Genomic DNA, 16,643 nt, shown 5'->3' on the forward strand with positions numbered 1-16,643 from the left:
CATGCTGTCCCGGTAAGTTTTGGCTTACTGCATAATATCACAATTTTGTAACCTTATCCGCATGAAAATGTTGGGAACCCTGAACATCATACTACACTCGTTACAATTTTGTCATTAAGAAATCGATATTTGTTACGAAAGTATGGGGAAATGGTGACAAAATAAGAAAAGCCCTCCGTCAACGGAGAGCTTTTTTATGATTAGACCAGCACTTTCTTACAATACTTTGGCAAGAAAATCACGAGTGCGATCATGGCTTGGAGTGCCAAATACCTGGTCTGGTGCACCCTGCTCCACAATTTGACCGTTATCCATAAAGATAATTCGATCGCCTACCTCGCGGGCAAAGCCCATTTCATGCGTTACAATTACCATTGTCATACCGCCTTCGGCGAGCTTCTTCATTACATCCAGAACCTCTCCAACCATTTCAGGGTCCAATGCAGAAGTCGGCTCATCGAACAGCATTACGTGCGGCTGCATGGCCAAAGCACGCGCAATCGCAATACGTTGCTTCTGACCACCGGATAGCTGGTTCGGATAGGTATTCTTCTTATCCTCGAGCCCCACGGTACGCAGGAGTTCTAATGCAATTTTTTCCGCTTCCTTACCTGACTGTTTTCTAACCTGCGTCGGTGCAAGCGTCAGGTTCTGCAACACTGTTTTGTGTGGGAACAGATTAAAATGCTGGAACACCATCCCCATTTTTTCCCGGGTTACATTAATATTATGACCACGAGCTGTAATCGGCTCGCCCTCAAATAAAATCTCCCCATCCGTCGGCTGTTCTAACAGATTCATACAACGCAAAAACGTACTCTTCCCCGAACCGCTGGGACCGATGATAACGACAACTTCTCCTTTGGCGATATCTATATCAATGCCTTTTAAAATCTCATTCTTGCCGAACGATTTACGCAATTGTTTAACGGTGATCACTGGCTCTCAACTTCCTTTCCCATAAACCAAGCAGCTTAGACAAGCTGAATGTCATTACAAAATAAATAGCGGCTGTGATTATGAACGGACTTAATCCTTCATAGGTAATATTCTTAATGACCTGGGCTTGATACATAATATCCACCATACCAATAGTCGAAATAATGGAGGATTCTTTAATAATTGTAATAAACTCATTACCGATAGCAGGCAAAATAGATTTAAACGCTTGCGGCAAAATGACGTGACGCATAGCTTTGCCTCGTCCCATACCCAATGAGCGTGCAGCCTCCATCTGTCCACGGTCTACTGCCTGGATACCTGCACGGAAAATTTCAGCCAGATATGCCGAGCTATTCAGAGACAATGTGATTATACCGGACTGGAGTGGAGTAAAATTGACACCCAGCGTCAAAGCAATCCCGTAGTGAATGATCATGAGCTGCACCAGCATAGGTGTGCCACGCAGGATCTCCACATATGTGGTACCTAACCACTCAATGATGCGTATACCACTCATCCGCAACAAGGATACGATCAGACCAATGATAAATCCAAACAGTACTCCGAGTGCAGACAGCAACAGAGTGTAACCAATACCCGTAGCGTAAAGACTGCGGTATTTCCAAAAAATATCTACGATGTTATTAGAAGAAACCTGTCGATCTGCCGAGAGTGCACTCGCTTCTGTAGAAAACTTTTCAATCGACCCGTCCGCTTTCAGGCGAGCCAACGTTTTATTTACAGAGGCAAGCAATTCTGCGTTCCCCTTACGTATACCTACAGCAGTTTCTGCTCCGGCATCCTCAGGTATCGCTTTGGCAAGTGTTACGGTCCCATCTAACGTGTACCCTTTAGCAACCGTATCTTCGATCACAACAGCGTTGATACGCTGGGTCCGCAGCTGGAGTACCAGATCGGATATTTTGTCCAGTGAGGTTACAGAGGCATTGGGTACTTTTTGAGCAATTTCTTCCTGAATACTCCCCTTTTGCGCGCCAATCTTCTCGCCTTTCAAAGCAGCCATCGTAGGATATTTGTCTTTATCCTCTGGGCGTACCATAATGACTTGCTTGGAGCGATAATATACATCTGAAAAATCAATGCTTTTTCTACGCTCATCCGTCGGTGTCATACCGGACAGTACCAAGTCTACGCGACCACTTTGCAGAGCAGGTAGCAAAGAGTCAAAACTCATGTCCTCAGGGACCATCTCCGCACCCAAATCTTTGGCGATTTCCTTCGCGATTTCCACATCGAAGCCAACAATAGTATCCTTACCGTTAATAACTTTATGAAACTCATACGGCGGAAAGTCGGCACTCATGCCCACTACAAGTTTTTTCTGTGGCTTTGCTTCCGTTCCGTATGCATTGAGCATGGGAAGACCCGTCAACAGCAAGATAACCGCCGTCAAAACCAGGGCGGTAAAACGATATGCCTTTTTCAATCTTTTTTTCTCTCCTTAAATTCTTTATAATAAATAAGATTGTGTCATTATAAATGAATATGCATGATTATGCAATGAATGTTATAGTACAATTTCAGCATACCTAGCACAGTACCTACATTACAGCTTATATAAAGGAGTTTTCAGCATGAATTTTAAACAGACCATTCAAAAGACAATTGAGCAGCATGCCCCACGCTTTAAGGACATTTCGTTATATATTGGGGCAAATCCTGAACTTGGAAACGAGGAATTTCTGGCCGCTGCCCGTTTAAAAGAAGAACTCATTTTTCACGGTTTTGAGGTCCAGGCACCCGTATTGGGCATAGAAACAGCCTTTATTGCAACTTACAAAGCTGAAAAATCCGGGCCGGTTGTCGCTTTTCTGGCAGAATATGACGCTCTGAAAGGTTTAGGACACGCCTGTGGGCACCATCTGATATGCATGATGAGTACCGGTGCTGCCGTTGGCCTCAAGTCGATCATCGACGAAACTGGTGGAGAAGTACGGGTATACGGCACACCTGCCGAAGAAACTCGTGGTGCTAAGGTCCCTATGGCCGCTGCCGGTTTGTTTGATGATTGCGACATAGCACTTATGACGCATCCTTATGATCGTTACGAAAAATCAGGCAAATCGCTGGCGATTGATGCTGTACAATTCGAATTTTTTGGTCAATCCGCTCACGCGGCTGCCAGCCCGCACGAAGGCATTAACGCGCTGGACGCTGTGATTCAAACGTTCAATGGCATCAATGCGTTCCGTCAACAAGTAAAAAGCACAGTGCGTATCCATGGGATCATTAATCAGGGTGGCCAAGCAGCCAATATTATTCCTGATTACGCCTCAGCGCAATTTTATGTAAGGGCCGCTACACGTCAAGAACTGAACCCGCTGACTCGCCGTGTTATTCAAATTGCTGAAGGAGCTGCTTTACAGGCCGGGTGTCGTTTGGAGACCTCCAATTATGAGACTTCTTATGATGAAATGGTCACGAACCGTGTACTTTCCGATGCGTTTACCGCAAATTTGGTACAGGCTGGCATTTCGCAAGAAGATATAACGGAAGGCGAAGATCATGGCTCTATGGATATCGGAAATGTATCGCTTCATTGCCCTGCTATCCATCCTTACATTCAAGTTATTGACGAGAAGCATGCCTTGCATACACCAGAATTCCGCGATTTGGCGATGCAGGACCGAGCCATGGAAGGAATGCTGCTGGCTGCGAGAACTTTGGCATGGACTGCTTGCGATGTAATCACGAATCCTGAACTGCTAGCCCAGATAAAAAAAGAATTCGCTCTGCTGAATAACGAACGCTAAATCTTAATTCCGTGTTATTTCAGAAAGGAGTAGCCAGCCATCATGGATAGTATGAGTAGCTTTTGGACGTTGTTTATTGTGATAGGCCTCATCATTTTTTGGTTTATATTCCGTGCAATACGCAGGAACCGGGGAAACAGAAAAACACGGCGCCGGAATGCTTTTTTCCTCAGCTCCCCTTCTCCTTCTTCCCTTACGCAGGAGCGTCATCCAGAGATTACGGAGCTGATGCAGCTATTGGAGCAATCCATTCCCGTCTCCTATGCTCATAGCGTAAGGAATCGTGTAATGGAAGCCCACCCAGAGATTACGGAGCAAGAATATGATTGGCGTTGGCATGAGCTAAAACGATATTTTATGCTATGCGCGATTATGAATCGTGTGCCTATGTTCAGTAGTGATGTGGATGAATTATGGCACGAAATGTTGATGTTTACCCGCGAATATCAGCAATTCTCGGAAGCTTTTTTTGGTCGTATGCTTCACCATGCGCCCCATTCTGGCGGCTCTCAGCCGATGCCGGAGGAGCGTGCGTGGTTTGATTGGTTGTATGTGGAATGCTTTGGCTGGAACCGCTATAGCGCCAGTTTGTGGGGGACTTTTTTTAATCATCCATTACCGAACGACGAGCTTTCACACTATTACAAACTCACAACTTCGGCGCAGCCAGCAGGTAACCGTTGGAATACTCAGGAGAATATAGCCATTTCACAGCAAGCCCAACAAACGGTTCATAAGATTGTACAACATCTGCGCGAGCGGGTGAATAAAGCGGTGGATGATCCTGAGGGTAAGCAATTGCCTAAGGTCAACTATTTACAGGTCGACTATCTGTTATTAGCTGTTGTATGGTATTCATGGTATCAACCTGAACAATTTTCCATACACATGCACCCGGATGCTACAGGCAATGCCGGGTTAGCTAGCTCATCTGGTTGTAGCTCGGCAAGCGGCTGCTCGAACTGGGATACGCATCACTCGCATCATCATTCCTCCCATGACAGTTCTCATCATGGAGGCTCTTCTCACCATGATTCAGGCGATTCTGGTAGCCATTCTTCGTGTAGCAGCGGCTCTTCATGTGGAAGCAGCTGTGGTGGCGGGGGCGACTGATTATAGCAAAAAAGGGAATTCCTCAGCCAAACACTGGCTAAAGGGATTCCCTTTTTCATTAATATGAATATGGTGTTCCTACTCCGTTCAGTCCGTCTTTGTGAGCAAATGGTAAATATCCATATACGCTTCGGCTGAAACATCCCAACTATATTCTCCTGCGAAAGCCGTCTGTGTAAGCTTCGACCAATGCTCAGATTGGCGATAAAAATGAACAGCACGACGAATGGTGTTCAGCATATCATGTGCATTGTAGTTCGTGAAGCTAAATCCATTTCCTTCCCCTGTAGACTCATTGTAAGCCTGCACGGTATCGTTAAGGCCCCCAGTTTCTCGCACAATAGGGATACTTCCATAACGAAGCGCTAGCAGTTGGCTGATCCCGCAAGGCTCAAACCTTGATGGCATAAGATACATATCGCTTGCCGCATATATTTTTCGTGACAGAGGTTCGCTAAAAGCAAGCTGCGCCGACATTTTCAGTGGATAGCGTCCCGCTGCCTCACGGAACCAATGCTCAAAAGCCGGATCCCCTGTTCCCAAAACGACAAACTGGATATCATCATAATACAAGATTTCATCAAGCACTCTCGTTACCAGATCTAGCCCCTTCATATCTACAAGTCGGGTTACCATGGCAATCATAGGTACGTCCGGCCGTACCGGCAGACCCAGCTCCTTTTGCAGACCAATTTTGTTTTCCTTTTTCTTTGTCAGACTCGTTCGGTACTTCGTATAAATACGATTGTCCGTAGCAGGATTATAGCTTTTGGTGTCAATTCCGTTCACAATCCCTGTTAAGCGACCCTGATCTCCCAATTTACGAAGCAGACCCTCAAGCCCATATCCGTAAAATTCCGTTTGAATCTCCTCTGCATAGGTCGGACTCACGGTCGTGACATGATCCGAGTACGTAAGCCCACCTTTCATAAAATTCAGTCTGCCATGATACTCCACACCCTCGGAGGTGAAATAGCTCCCATCCAGGTTGAGCAGCTCAGTTAAGACCTCATACGGAAAATCCCCCTGATACAGCAGATTATGTATGGTAAACACCGTGCGAATATCGCTGTAGAAGGGCAAATGTCGATAATCGGCATTCAGAAGCAGCGGAACCATTGCTGTATGCCAATCATGACAATGCAAAATATCCGGCCGAAAGTTCAGTTCAGGCAGCATTTCTAAAATCGCTCGGTTAAAAAAGGAAAAGCGTTCGCCATCATCCATATAACCGTAAATACCGTCACGACCGAAGTAATACTCATTGTCTATAAAATAAACCTTGATTCCGTCTAATGTCAGTTCCTCTATTCCACAATATTGATTACGCCAGCCTACGGCTACTTGCTTTACCGCTACCGGACGTAGAGACTTTTTATAAGTATCGGGAATCCCCGCATATTTAGGCAAAATGATTCGGACGTCGCACCCCGCCTGACGAAGTGCCTTCGGCAGTGCGCCAATGACATCAGCCAACCCGCCTGTTTTAATAAATGGATGTGCTTCTGCTGCCGCAAACAAAATGTTCATATATGCTTCCTCCTTATGTGGTTAATCTGCTTTTTTAGGCCTCCGAGGCGCTTTCTTGAGTATAACGATGCTCAGGGGTGGTATAGTCACCTCCAAGCTGTGAAGCTGACCGTGGCAAGGAATACGGGCGGTTCGTATCATTCCGGTATTTAGCTGGCCACTTCCCCCAAAGTCCTTATGATCACTGTTCAGCAGTTCGATATAACTCCCGGCCTTTTCCAGCCCAATTCGGTAGTTCTCTCTCGGTACGGGCTGAAAGTTAATAAGCACGACCAATGTATCTCCTGGCTTTTTACTTTTACGTAAATACGTAATTACGCTCTGCCCACGGTCCTCCGCCTCAATCCACTGATATCCATCCCACGAATGATCCAGTTCCCATAGTGCCTTTTCCTGAATATACAAATGATTCAGCGCTTTCGTAAAAGCGTGCAGCGAACGGTGACTGTCATAATCCAGCAGAAACCAGTCAAGCTGCTCCTCATCCTTCCATTCGATGAATTGGCCGAATTCCCCTCCCATAAATAATAGCTTTTTGCCCGGCGAGGTGAGTTGGTAACCGAGAAGCGCTCGAAGCCCGGCAAATTTTTGCTCATAGTTACCTGGCATTTTATCAAGCAGCGACTTCTTACCATGAACAACCTCATCGTGCGACAATGGCAGTGTAAAATTTTCGCTGTACGCATAAGCTATGGGGAATGTCAGCAAATTATGGCGCTCCGGTCTCTGATCGAAATTCGTTTCGATATAATCAAGCGTATCGTTCATCCAGCCCATATTCCATTTGTAATTAAAACCGAGTCCTCCATCGCTTACCGGGGAAGTTACCATAGGCCAGGCACTGGACTCCTCTGCCATCATCAGAGCATACGGATAATAGCGGAATACTGTTTCATTCAGTTGTTGAAGGAAGGCAATAGCCTCCTCATTTTCAATACCTCCCTTAGAGTTAAAACGATATTGACCGTCCTGCTTTTCAAAATCCAGCCGTAGCATACTCGTCACAGCATCTACGCGCAGGCCGTCAATATGGTACATATCCATCCAAAATAACGCATTAGATATCAGGAAAGAACGCACCTCCGGTTTGCTGTAATCAAACGTCAGCGTTCCCCAGCCGGGCTTTTCCGCAATCAGCGGATCCGCATATTCGAACAGGGGCGATCCGTCAAACAGCCTTAATCCATGAGCATCTTTTGCAAAATGGGCTGGGACCCAATCCATCAGCACTCCAATTCCCGCCTGATGGCAACGATCCACCAAATACATAAAATCATGCGGTTCTCCATAACGGCTTGTGAGTGCAAAATATCCAGTAAGTTGGTAGCCCCAGGAAAGATCATACGGATGTTCACTCAGCGGCATCAGTTCAATATGTGTATACCCCATATCAGTCACATAAGGCACAAGAAGCTCAGCTATTTCCCTGTATGTATAAAACGTACCATCTTCTTTTTGCTTCCAAGTGCCCAGATGAAGCTCATATATGTGTAGAGGCTTTCCATACGGTGCTCTACGTTTTCGGCGCCAAATCGCATCGTTCCAAGTATAACCATCTATAGAAGCTACCACAGAAGCCGTTGCCGGTCTCACTTCAGCACGTACCGCGTAAGGGTCTGCTTTCAGAAATCGTTCACCGTTTGCACCCGTAATGTCGTATTTGTAAAAAGTTCCTTGGGATATCCCCGGAAAAAAACGACTCCAAAAACCGGATTTGGGAACCCTATATAAGGAATCCTGTTCCCCATTCCAGTTGTTGCGATCTGTAGCAAGCCCGACATGGAGAGCATGAGGAGCCCAGACCGTAAAACGGACGCCCTGTTCTCCGTTCTCCACAGTAAGGTGGGAACCCAAAGATCGGTAGCTGTGATAAAGCGTTCCTTCATGAAACAAATAAATATCTTCCGATGAAATAGCCTGTTGCGGAAGAGTTTGGTCTGTCATCACGTCACCACCCTTATATGTTTGTAAGTAAAAATGTATGAATCGGTAATGCATTCGCTTTTGGCTCAAAGCTGACTTGAGTTATTACCCCATTCTAGCCACAATGAACAGAAAAATGACTAGGAAAAAAATAAACCTTAGTTTTTGGGGAATCTTATATACCTAATGGTTTCAAGAGTACCCCATACCGTTTATGTATGTACTACACTGACAACTAAACCGGGAGGGAAACGAAATGTTTAATAAAGAATGCATTGCCATGCTGCTGGCAGGCGGAGAGGGACGCCGTCTTGCTCCCCTTACTTCAACGATTGCAAAACCCGCCGTACCTTTTGGCGGTCATTACCGAATCATCGATTTTCCTCTCAGTAACTGCGTAAATTCAGACATTGATACTGTAGGTGTACTGACGCAATATGAGGCAGAATCCTTGCACGAACATATCGGGGATGGAACACCATGGGGTCTTACAAAAACAGATGACAAAGGAATTACCCTGCTTCCATCTTACAACACAGGTAACGCTGAATACTTAGGAACGGCAGATGCTATTCATAAGAATATTGAATATATTGACAGCCAAAATCCGGAGCATGTGCTTATTTTATCCGGTGATCATATCTACTATATGAATTATCGCGAAATGCTGAACCACCATAAGGAAAAAGGAGCTGCGGCTACCATTTCTGTCATGGAGGTACCTTGGGATGAAGCACACCGTTTTGGTGTTATGAGTGCGGATGAAGATCTACGTGTCACAGAATTTGCAGAGAAACCTGAGAAACCGGAAAGTAATTTGGCCTCTATGGGTATTTATCTTTTCAAATGGGATTACTTGAGAAACTACCTGTTAGAAGACGCACAGGATGCTCAATCCAGTCATGATTTTGGTAAAGATATCATACCTAAAATGTTAGCGGATCAAGAATCCTTGTACGTTTATGAATTCCAGGGCTATTGGAAGGACGTAGGTACCGTTAAAAGCCTGTGGGATTCACACATGGATTTGTTACACGAGAATTGTGCGATCGACCTTCAACGTAAGGATTGGCCGATGTATACACGTGAACGCCGCACAAGGTTGAGCGCACAAAAGGTACCTAACCGTCAAACGCAGCCATTGGGCAGCTTGTTGCATGATTCCTGTCAAGTAGAGGGCCGAATTGAACGCTCCGTTGTATTTAGTGGTGTCGAGGTAGGTAAAGGATCAGCCATCAAAGAAAGTATCGTTATGCCGGACACACGCATTGGACGTAACGTCCATATTGAACATGCGATTATCGGTGAAGGTGCTGTGATTCGCGATGGTGCTGTCATTAAAGGCAGTCCGGGCGAAATTATGGTCATCGGACCCAAGGAAGTGGTATTTGGTAAAATGGCGGTACGGCCGCAAACTACACGTATGCTGAAAGAAGCTTACGAGCGCAATACACGCTTGCGTGCCGAAGGTTTTACTTCATAACGTTACCCCAAATCAAAAACAGCCAGCCCTCCCGATTTAAGAGGACTGGCTGTTTTTCTAATTGCACCTATAAGTAGGCTTTAAATCTATTCTTCAGTGAGTTGTGGTGGTTCCACGGATTGCTCTGCTTGCAGAGCAGGTAATGAAACCGTAATAGTGGTGCCAGCCCCCAGTTCACTTCTGATGAGCATCTGACCATGATGGCGCTCGACAAACTGTTGTGAGATTGCCAATCCCAGTCCAGTACCACCGTTTTGGTGGTCTACCTGGAAAAAGCGGTCTCTTACTCTGGCAAGATTTTCAGCACTAATTCCAATTCCTGTATCTTGTACGGATATCTCGATATTGCCATCAACCCGTTGAAGCGACAGAAAAATAATTGAGCTTTCATGCGAAAACTTGATAGCATTATCCACAATGTTCAAAAATACCTGTTTTAGACGGTTACCGTCTCCATGGACGAAATATGCCGCTTCTTCCGAATCAAGCTGAAGTTTTATTTGCTTCATTTCTGCTTTGGCCCATACGTTCAGCATAATTTCCTGCAAAAGCTCCCGAAGATCTACCGTTCCCATTACAAGCTTCATGGCATTTTGCTCCAGCTTGGAAAAATCGAGAATTTCCTCCACCAAGCCAATCAGCCGATCCGTCTCTTTAGAGATAATCTTCATCCCGATTTTCGTCTCTTCGGGGTCATAGCCGCCAGAATTTAACGTTTCACTCCAACCCTTAATAGATGTAAGCGGAGTACGCAATTCATGAGATATAGATGAAATAAAATCATCCTTGATTTGATTTGTTCTGACAATTTCCTGTGCCATATAGTTCAGAGTCGAAGCCAGTTCACCCAACTCATACCGATAATCGCCTTCAATGCGTGTATCAAACCTCCCCTGAGCCATCTGAGCAGATACATCGCGGATATTATTAATCGGTCTAACAATGGAATTCGCGAGCCCTGTACTGACCACAAATACAATAACCAGTACAGCTGCCATGATGCCAAGAGAAAACAGCGTAATCGTAAACAGCTTATCATTTACCAATTCCAGCGAGGTTGTATACCGAATAACGTACACCTGGTCTCCGACGATATTGTCCAGTTTTTGAGATACCGCCATCACCTGCTGCCCCGTGCTCGGTTGCTTTCCGATCCATTTGCCCGTATCCCCAGCTAATGCTTGTGTCACATCACTTGTTTGCACACTTAGATCTGCTGCAAAATTCGTTGAGTTATCAATTACATTTCCCTGTTCATCGAGCAACTGCAGTTCAGTAAAGGGCAGAGAAAATGTATTTAACAAATACGATTGCAAAGACTGTTCCGGCTCTTTAAATTTGGGTGCAAATTCACTTACCGATTCGATACGGCTTTCGATATGTTTGTAAATGGAATCGTAATAGTACGACCGGAGTGCAAACATAAAAATGACTTCTACTAACAGAAGCGCTAAGAACACTACGAAAAAATAGTGAAGCACAATCTGTCGGCGAATTCCCTTTTTGATCATTGAGACTGACCTTTCCATTTATATCCATGTCCCCAAACTGTTTGTAAAAAAGCCGGCTCGGATGGATTGTTTTCAATTTTCTGCCGAAGACGTCGGATATTCACATCTACAATTTTCGGATCGCCCATATACTCTTTGCCCCATACGTGATCAAGTAGAACATCTCGGCTGAGCGGCGTGTTCTCTTTTTCCAGAAAAAATTGAATCAGGGAAAACTCAGTCGGTGTCAGCTCAATCAGCTGCCCGTTCTTCTTAAATTGCTTAGCAATCAAATCTAGGGTGAACGGTCCAGACTGGAAGGACACTTTGGCTGCTGTTTCACGATGAACATTCACCCGACGCAATAACGATTGAATACGTGCAATCAGCTCCGTTGGGCTAAAAGGCTTGCTCACATGATCATCGGCCCCTACAGACAAGGCATAAACCTTATCCTGCTCCTGTACCTTCGCTGTGAGAAAGATAATGCCGATGCGCTCATTCGTCTCCCGGATTCTCCGACAGACTTCAAAACCATCCATACCGGGCACCATTACGTCAAGCAGTGCAATATCAATATCCCGCACCGTGTTCAAAATATTCAGAGCCTCATGCCCTTCCGACGCCTCCAGCACCTCAAAACCGTTACGTTTCAAATTAATGACGATAAAGCTGCGAATGGATTCCTCGTCTTCCATGATTAAAACTTTACTCACTCTACTCTACCTGCCTTTCCCCCAGCTTGTTTTTAATGGTTTTACGCGGTTCCAGCTCACTGGATCGCTTAATGCCAATGACCTGCGCATTCGTTCGCCACAGTTGGCTATACCCTTCGTTGTTTCGCTCCCATTGTGACAACGAGAAAAATTTAATTTCCGCTATCGTTTTGTCTGTATCATCCAAAATAAAGCGCAAATAGCTGTCCTTCTTCGAAACTTTCGGATCAATCGTCACCTTGCCATGCAGCTCTTTCGGTAATCTGAAGTAGACCTGTTCATTAGAATCACGATACTGCTGCTGCTTAAAAACCGTTCCTTTCGCCCCGTCCCACTGATAGAACGACACAAAATATGGAACCTCATCCAGCGGCTTGTTACTCCAACCTTTAGGCTTCTCCAAATTACCAAATTCCAGAATACCGTCACCATCCACATCACCACTGGCGATGGTCGCATCCTTGAAGGTGACATCCATAAGATTAAGCTTCCTAAGCTTGCCGTGATCCATCACAATAACATTGGAAACGGTAGTGGTCTGGGCAATTTTGGTGTCTATAATAATCCCCTGCCTACCCTCGGCTACCTTGCCAGCAACGACATTATAGACATCTAAGACCTGACTGTCCAAATCCAACGATCCGATTTCCTTAAAGGTTCCCCCACTGAATTGGAATGTTTTAACTGTAAAGAATTCATTACGTCGCAGCGTGATAATCGTCAAATCATTCAATTTATCCCCGTTTAAGTCCATCTTGTTATGCTTAAAATCATCTACGACGAAGTCCGTATAACCTGTAGCATATATTTTCTCCAGAGTTCCTCCGGTATAGGAATACACGATGAGTCCCTTCTGGTCCCCGCCATCGCCACTATCTCCGCTGGAAAAACCCGCTACAATATCGAGTGTTCCATCATTCGTTAAATCCACGAGCTTAAATGACTCCAGCACAGTGCCTTCCCCATCAAACGTCAGCTTCTTTACCCACGTTCCGCCCTGATCTTCAAACAAGGCACCATGTATTTTTACGCTCTCATCTGGCGTTTCATAAAAGAGCACTGCTTCGTCTGTGCCATCATTGTTCAAATCACCCGTTCGAATTGGCGTCGGGTCATCTGGATCATTCGGCCTTAAAGGCTGTACCGCCCCTAGTTGCGTATTCACTGCACCATTCAGTTCCTGCTTCTCGTCAGACATCGTCGGTGTCTCCATCAGCGAAATGGGATCGCTAATAACATTACAGCCGCTTAAAAATCCAGCAAGGAGCAGCAAGGAACAGCAGCCAGCCACCATTCTCAACAGCATTATTTTCACTTCTCTTGCCGTCCCCTTCACAATTTGTTCTTTTCCGCTTGTGTCAATCGTCTTCCCTGAATATCAAACACCAATTCACCATCATTCAACCCCCATATACGGGAAGCAAAGCGTTCAGCCATTTCCAACGGCAGTACAGTCATGATCGTCACCCGCTCGTCAGAACACAGCTTGCGAAAAGTCTCCAATACATGCGCTGCCGAAGCTGGATCAAGTCCATTTACAGGCTCATCCGCTAAAATAACTTTAGCTCCGTGCACGAGAGCACGCGCAGTCGCTACCCGCTGCCGCTCGCCACCGCTGAGCTTGTCGCATTTATCATGCGCCTTATCCAGCAGACCCAGATCCTCCAGTACGTCCATCGCTCCCATATAATCGTCGGAACGCACCATACCGGTCACCATTCTCCACATTGGAGTTTGACCGGATCTGCCAATGAGCACATTTTTAAGAGCGGTTCGATTCATATTTAGATGCGGGTTTTGCTCCAGGTATGCCCATTCCCGCTTTATTTTCATCTTTCCAGTCCAACCGGATTTCAGCACATCATTGCCACCTACAATTAAACTGCCTTCATCCCATGGCTCTTGTAAAGCAAGACAGCGAAGCAGCGTCGTTTTGCCGCTTCCACTTGGCCCCACTATGGCTATGAATTCGCCTTGATGAATTTCAGCATCAATTCCTCGAAGTAGCTGGGTCCGTTCAGGTCCCACTTGTTTGGTCAGCTTCCGAATTTTAATCATCTAAGTGATTCCCCTTTGCGCACCATCAATACTGTTTATATTTTATAGTAAATGTGAAACAAATACCATGCAAACCGCAGTTTTAAACCGCCGTTACTCTTTTTCTGGAAAACAAACCTAACAATCCGAAAACAATGTAACTACCACCAAGGACAAGAAACATGCTGCCTTGAGTTCCAAAGTCCAGCAACCCTCCGCTAATATTAGGTCCGATCACACTTCCCAGATTAAAATGAAAGGATGCCAGTACATTCGCGGCTGCTAAAAATGATTTGGGCAACAGATCAGCGGCGTAGGCCAAACCGAGGGAGAAAAAGGAGCCTACTAAACCACCTGCTAGGGTCAGCAATATCAAAGTGAACATAAAATGATTGCCGCTCCATGGTAGCAACATAAAGGTCATTCCCCCTGCTATGCCTACGCTCATTAGCACCTTTTTACGTCCCCAACGGTCACTCAATATCCCTAGCGGCAGCTGCAGCACTAATCCTCCCAAACTGACGAACGGCAGCAAGGCGGCGATTTCATCGGTATGAAAGCCAATACGCAGGCCATAGACTGGAAAGTTACTGTTCAGGCTCGCTTCCATATAGCCATATAGAAATGCAGGCAAAAGAGCGTACCATGCCCAGCTGTAGCTGCGACGAAATCTTTGAGTGGGACGCGCCTCGGACTCCAGCTTCTCTGGTCTGGAGTCCGGCAGCTTAATTAACACCAACAACAAAACAAGCAAGCACAATAAGGCCAACGCAGCAAATGGAACCAGCATTCCATAATCGAGTAGCCATAATCCCAATGGTCCTAATGCAAAACCCAGACCGTAAGACATACCATAAAAGGAAATGTTTCGCCCTCGCTTCTCTGCTGGAGTCACCAGCAATATCCATAGCTGCGCAGAGTAGTGCAATGCACTGTCACCAATACCTACTAGCAGACGCAGTATGAACCATACCCGAATATCAGGGATTAGCGGAAACAGCAGCAGCGTAATGAGCACTAGCACAAGCCCACCGGCCATCAGCTTTTTAAACCCTAACCAGCCCAATGTCCGTTCTGCCACCAACGTCATTGCGAATGAACCAATATACAGAGCAGCCGCATTCATTCCATTTAGTGAAGATGAAACTCCCATTTGTTCCAACGAGATAGACAAAATAGGTAATAATAAACCTTGGCATAATCCGGCAACAATAATAACAGCAATTAAAATAAAATAATGAACCCGTAACGACGACGACATCCTAGCTCCTCCTGATCAAACAAATAAAATAATTAAAAATCAATATTATGAAATGATTTGCATTTGATTCCATAATCAATAATAATTCTTATCACTATGTATTCCATGCCGTCCTGCCAAACCGGCAAATCACATACAAATTCAGGTGTAATTTGCGTATTAAAGAAGAGAAGAAAAAAATCGCCATCTGAGATGACGATTTTACGGAAAGAGCTTGTCTGGTATGTATCTGACTCCCTTCGGTTAAGGAGCCTCGTATGTTCAATCCGAACCCATTCACGTCACAACGCACTATTTCATATTATAGTGGACAATCCCTGGCAGAACAAGCCATAATAAATAAATGAGCAATTATTAAAATGCTCATGTTTTGCTTATGGACGGGCTTAATTACGTTCACCGCTCTGGGCTAGAAGACAGAATAGGAGGCATTGGGTTCCATGAGTTATCAAATTAAAATAGACACTTCTCCAATTTATGAATTGCTCGGCAGCTTCATGGCCTATGTGACTAAAAAGTGGGTTCAAGATATGGACTTGGGCCATGAATGGATCGACAAGGTAGATGCACGACTACAACATGAAGTTCGTACTGAGCTGGCTACAGCTCAGGATTGCCCTTTTAGCGATTATGACGCACTCTATGCTTGGGCGTTACTTCGTCCGGAATCAGATGAAATATCTGATTATATCTCTTATTTGGACCACGGCCCGGATAAAGATATGTTTGAGTTGCTCGTTCCGCATATCCCTTTTTTAACCTTTGAAGAATCTTTACGCATTCGTAAGGTATACGCACCACTCCTCAAATTGTGGGATCGTGATTATTTTCGGGCCCTGGAAGGCGAACTGCGTGTGTTGGCAGAAGAAGACGCTGCGGAAAAGCGCATGCTGCTGAGTAAAATGGAACCGGAAGCACTGGTTGAATATGCGACAGCTGGACTAGTCGTGCCACACATGGAAGACCTGGATACAGTAGTCCTATTTCCAGTTGTCCATAATCGCCCGATTAATTCATACTGTTTTTATACCCGCACACTGCTGATCCAGTATCCAGTAGATATCCCCGAGGAGAGCGAGGAAGAACCGCCTACGCTTCTGCTACGGCTCACTCGTGCGGTTAATGATCCGCAGCGGCTACGAATTCTGCGTTATGTAGCTCAAGGTCCTAAGTCTCTCGAAGATATGCGCCATGATTTGAGCCGTTTGGAAGATACACTCATGTCTGATATGATGATTTTACGAGTGGCTGGTCTGCTTCGTATTCACATCGGACGTTATCATAAGGAAAAATTCAGCATCCGTCCCGATGGCGCGGCTGATTTACAAGTATTTTTGGAATCCTATATTGGATTGTAATTTGAATTGTACTTTT

13 protein-coding genes are annotated in these 16,643 nt (G+C 45.4%); 4 read left to right on the top strand and 9 right to left on the bottom strand.

The features are described 5' to 3' along the window. Positions 1 to 216: 216 nt before the first annotated feature. Positions 217 to 939, bottom strand: coding sequence for an amino acid ABC transporter ATP-binding protein (locus NSS94_RS12990; protein ID WP_029517461.1), 723 nt, complete (start codon positions 937 to 939; stop codon positions 217 to 219). After that, the gene (locus tag NSS94_RS12995; RefSeq protein ID WP_029517460.1) at positions 926 to 2,389 is read right to left on the bottom strand and encodes an ABC transporter substrate-binding protein/permease; all 1,464 of its coding nucleotides are present in this window, start codon (positions 2,387 to 2,389) and stop codon (positions 926 to 928) included. Before NSS94_RS12995 ends, NSS94_RS12990 begins: the two co-directional genes overlap by 14 nt. A 148-nt stretch (positions 2,390 to 2,537) precedes the next feature. On the opposite strand from NSS94_RS12995, the gene NSS94_RS13000 reads away from it, so the two are divergent. Both NSS94_RS13000 and NSS94_RS13005 read left to right on the top strand, forming a co-directional pair. Further along, a complete protein-coding gene (locus tag NSS94_RS13000; RefSeq protein WP_318627303.1) occupies positions 2,538 to 3,716 on the top strand; it encodes a M20 family metallopeptidase in 1,179 nt (392 codons plus the stop codon). A 42-nt stretch (positions 3,717 to 3,758) separates the two neighbouring features. Further along, positions 3,759 to 4,829, top strand: a complete 1,071-nt coding sequence (locus tag NSS94_RS13005) for a hypothetical protein (RefSeq protein WP_341039410.1) — start codon at positions 3,759 to 3,761, stop codon at positions 4,827 to 4,829. Positions 4,830 to 4,916: 87 nt separating this feature from the next. Here NSS94_RS13005 and glgA read toward each other — a convergent pair whose 3' ends face one another. Together glgA and glgB are read right to left on the bottom strand one after the other, a co-directional pair. Next, entirely contained in the window at positions 4,917 to 6,359 is a 1,443-nt protein-coding gene (gene glgA, locus NSS94_RS13010; protein WP_029517457.1) for a glycogen synthase GlgA, read from the bottom strand. Between the two features lie 21 nt (positions 6,360 to 6,380). After that, on the bottom strand, positions 6,381 to 8,303 hold the full coding sequence (glgB, locus tag NSS94_RS13015) for a 1,4-alpha-glucan branching protein GlgB (RefSeq protein WP_029517456.1): 1,923 nt from the start codon (positions 8,301 to 8,303) through the stop codon (positions 6,381 to 6,383). A gap of 235 nt (positions 8,304 to 8,538) precedes the next feature. On the opposite strand from glgB, the gene NSS94_RS13020 reads away from it, so the two are divergent. Then, complete coding sequence (locus tag NSS94_RS13020; RefSeq protein WP_341039411.1) at positions 8,539 to 9,765, top strand: glucose-1-phosphate adenylyltransferase; 1,227 nt, start codon at positions 8,539 to 8,541, stop codon at positions 9,763 to 9,765. Between the two features lie 86 nt (positions 9,766 to 9,851). On the opposite strand, the gene NSS94_RS13025 is transcribed toward NSS94_RS13020, so the two are convergent. From NSS94_RS13025 to NSS94_RS13045, 5 genes are all read right to left on the bottom strand, one after another. Beyond that, positions 9,852 to 11,276, bottom strand: a complete 1,425-nt coding sequence (locus NSS94_RS13025) for a sensor histidine kinase (protein WP_029517454.1) — start codon at positions 11,274 to 11,276, stop codon at positions 9,852 to 9,854. Further along, positions 11,273 to 11,971, bottom strand: coding sequence for a response regulator transcription factor (locus NSS94_RS13030; RefSeq protein WP_007432526.1), 699 nt, complete (start codon positions 11,969 to 11,971; stop codon positions 11,273 to 11,275). Before NSS94_RS13030 ends, NSS94_RS13025 begins: the two co-directional genes overlap by 4 nt. 1 nt (position 11,972) lies before the next feature. After that, positions 11,973 to 13,307 (bottom strand): hypothetical protein, encoded by a 1,335-nt coding sequence (locus NSS94_RS13035; protein ID WP_318627299.1) that lies wholly within the window; start codon positions 13,305 to 13,307, stop codon positions 11,973 to 11,975. Beyond that, complete coding sequence (locus NSS94_RS13040; RefSeq protein WP_029517452.1) at positions 13,304 to 14,029, bottom strand: phosphonate ABC transporter ATP-binding protein; 726 nt, start codon at positions 14,027 to 14,029, stop codon at positions 13,304 to 13,306. The genes NSS94_RS13035 and NSS94_RS13040 overlap by 4 nt, the downstream gene beginning before the upstream one ends. Before the next feature lie 82 nt (positions 14,030 to 14,111). Next, on the bottom strand, positions 14,112 to 15,269 hold the full coding sequence (locus tag NSS94_RS13045; protein ID WP_069011733.1) for an MFS transporter: 1,158 nt from the start codon (positions 15,267 to 15,269) through the stop codon (positions 14,112 to 14,114). A 440-nt stretch (positions 15,270 to 15,709) separates the two neighbouring features. On the opposite strand from NSS94_RS13045, the gene NSS94_RS13050 reads away from it, so the two are divergent. Next, positions 15,710 to 16,627 (top strand): hypothetical protein, encoded by a 918-nt coding sequence (locus NSS94_RS13050; RefSeq protein ID WP_023988964.1) that lies wholly within the window; start codon positions 15,710 to 15,712, stop codon positions 16,625 to 16,627. The last annotated feature ends 16 nt before the right edge of the window (positions 16,628 to 16,643 follow it).

Source organism: Paenibacillus sp. FSL L8-0644 (assembly GCF_038008165.1).
Taxonomy (GTDB): domain Bacteria; phylum Bacillota; class Bacilli; order Paenibacillales; family Paenibacillaceae; genus Paenibacillus; species Paenibacillus polymyxa_D.

Excerpts from the sequence above, each read along its gene's own strand:
- NSS94_RS13000 (WP_318627303.1), top strand. The coding sequence starts at position 2,538 with ATGAATTTTAAACAGACCATTCAAAAGACAATTGAGCAGCATGCCCCA.
- NSS94_RS13005 (WP_341039410.1), top strand. The coding sequence starts at position 3,759 with ATGGATAGTATGAGTAGCTTTTGGACGTTGTTTATTGTGATAGGCCTC.
- glgA (WP_029517457.1), bottom strand. The coding sequence starts at position 6,359 with ATGAACATTTTGTTTGCGGCAGCAGAAGCACATCCATTTATTAAAACA.
- glgB (WP_029517456.1), bottom strand. The coding sequence starts at position 8,303 with ATGACAGACCAAACTCTTCCGCAACAGGCTATTTCATCGGAAGATATT.
- NSS94_RS13020 (WP_341039411.1), top strand. The coding sequence starts at position 8,539 with ATGTTTAATAAAGAATGCATTGCCATGCTGCTGGCAGGCGGAGAGGGA.
- NSS94_RS13025 (WP_029517454.1), bottom strand. The coding sequence starts at position 11,276 with ATGATCAAAAAGGGAATTCGCCGACAGATTGTGCTTCACTATTTTTTC.
- NSS94_RS13040 (WP_029517452.1), bottom strand. The coding sequence starts at position 14,029 with ATGATTAAAATTCGGAAGCTGACCAAACAAGTGGGACCTGAACGGACC.
- NSS94_RS13045 (WP_069011733.1), bottom strand. The coding sequence starts at position 15,269 with ATGTCGTCGTCGTTACGGGTTCATTATTTTATTTTAATTGCTGTTATT.
- NSS94_RS13050 (WP_023988964.1), top strand. The coding sequence starts at position 15,710 with ATGAGTTATCAAATTAAAATAGACACTTCTCCAATTTATGAATTGCTC.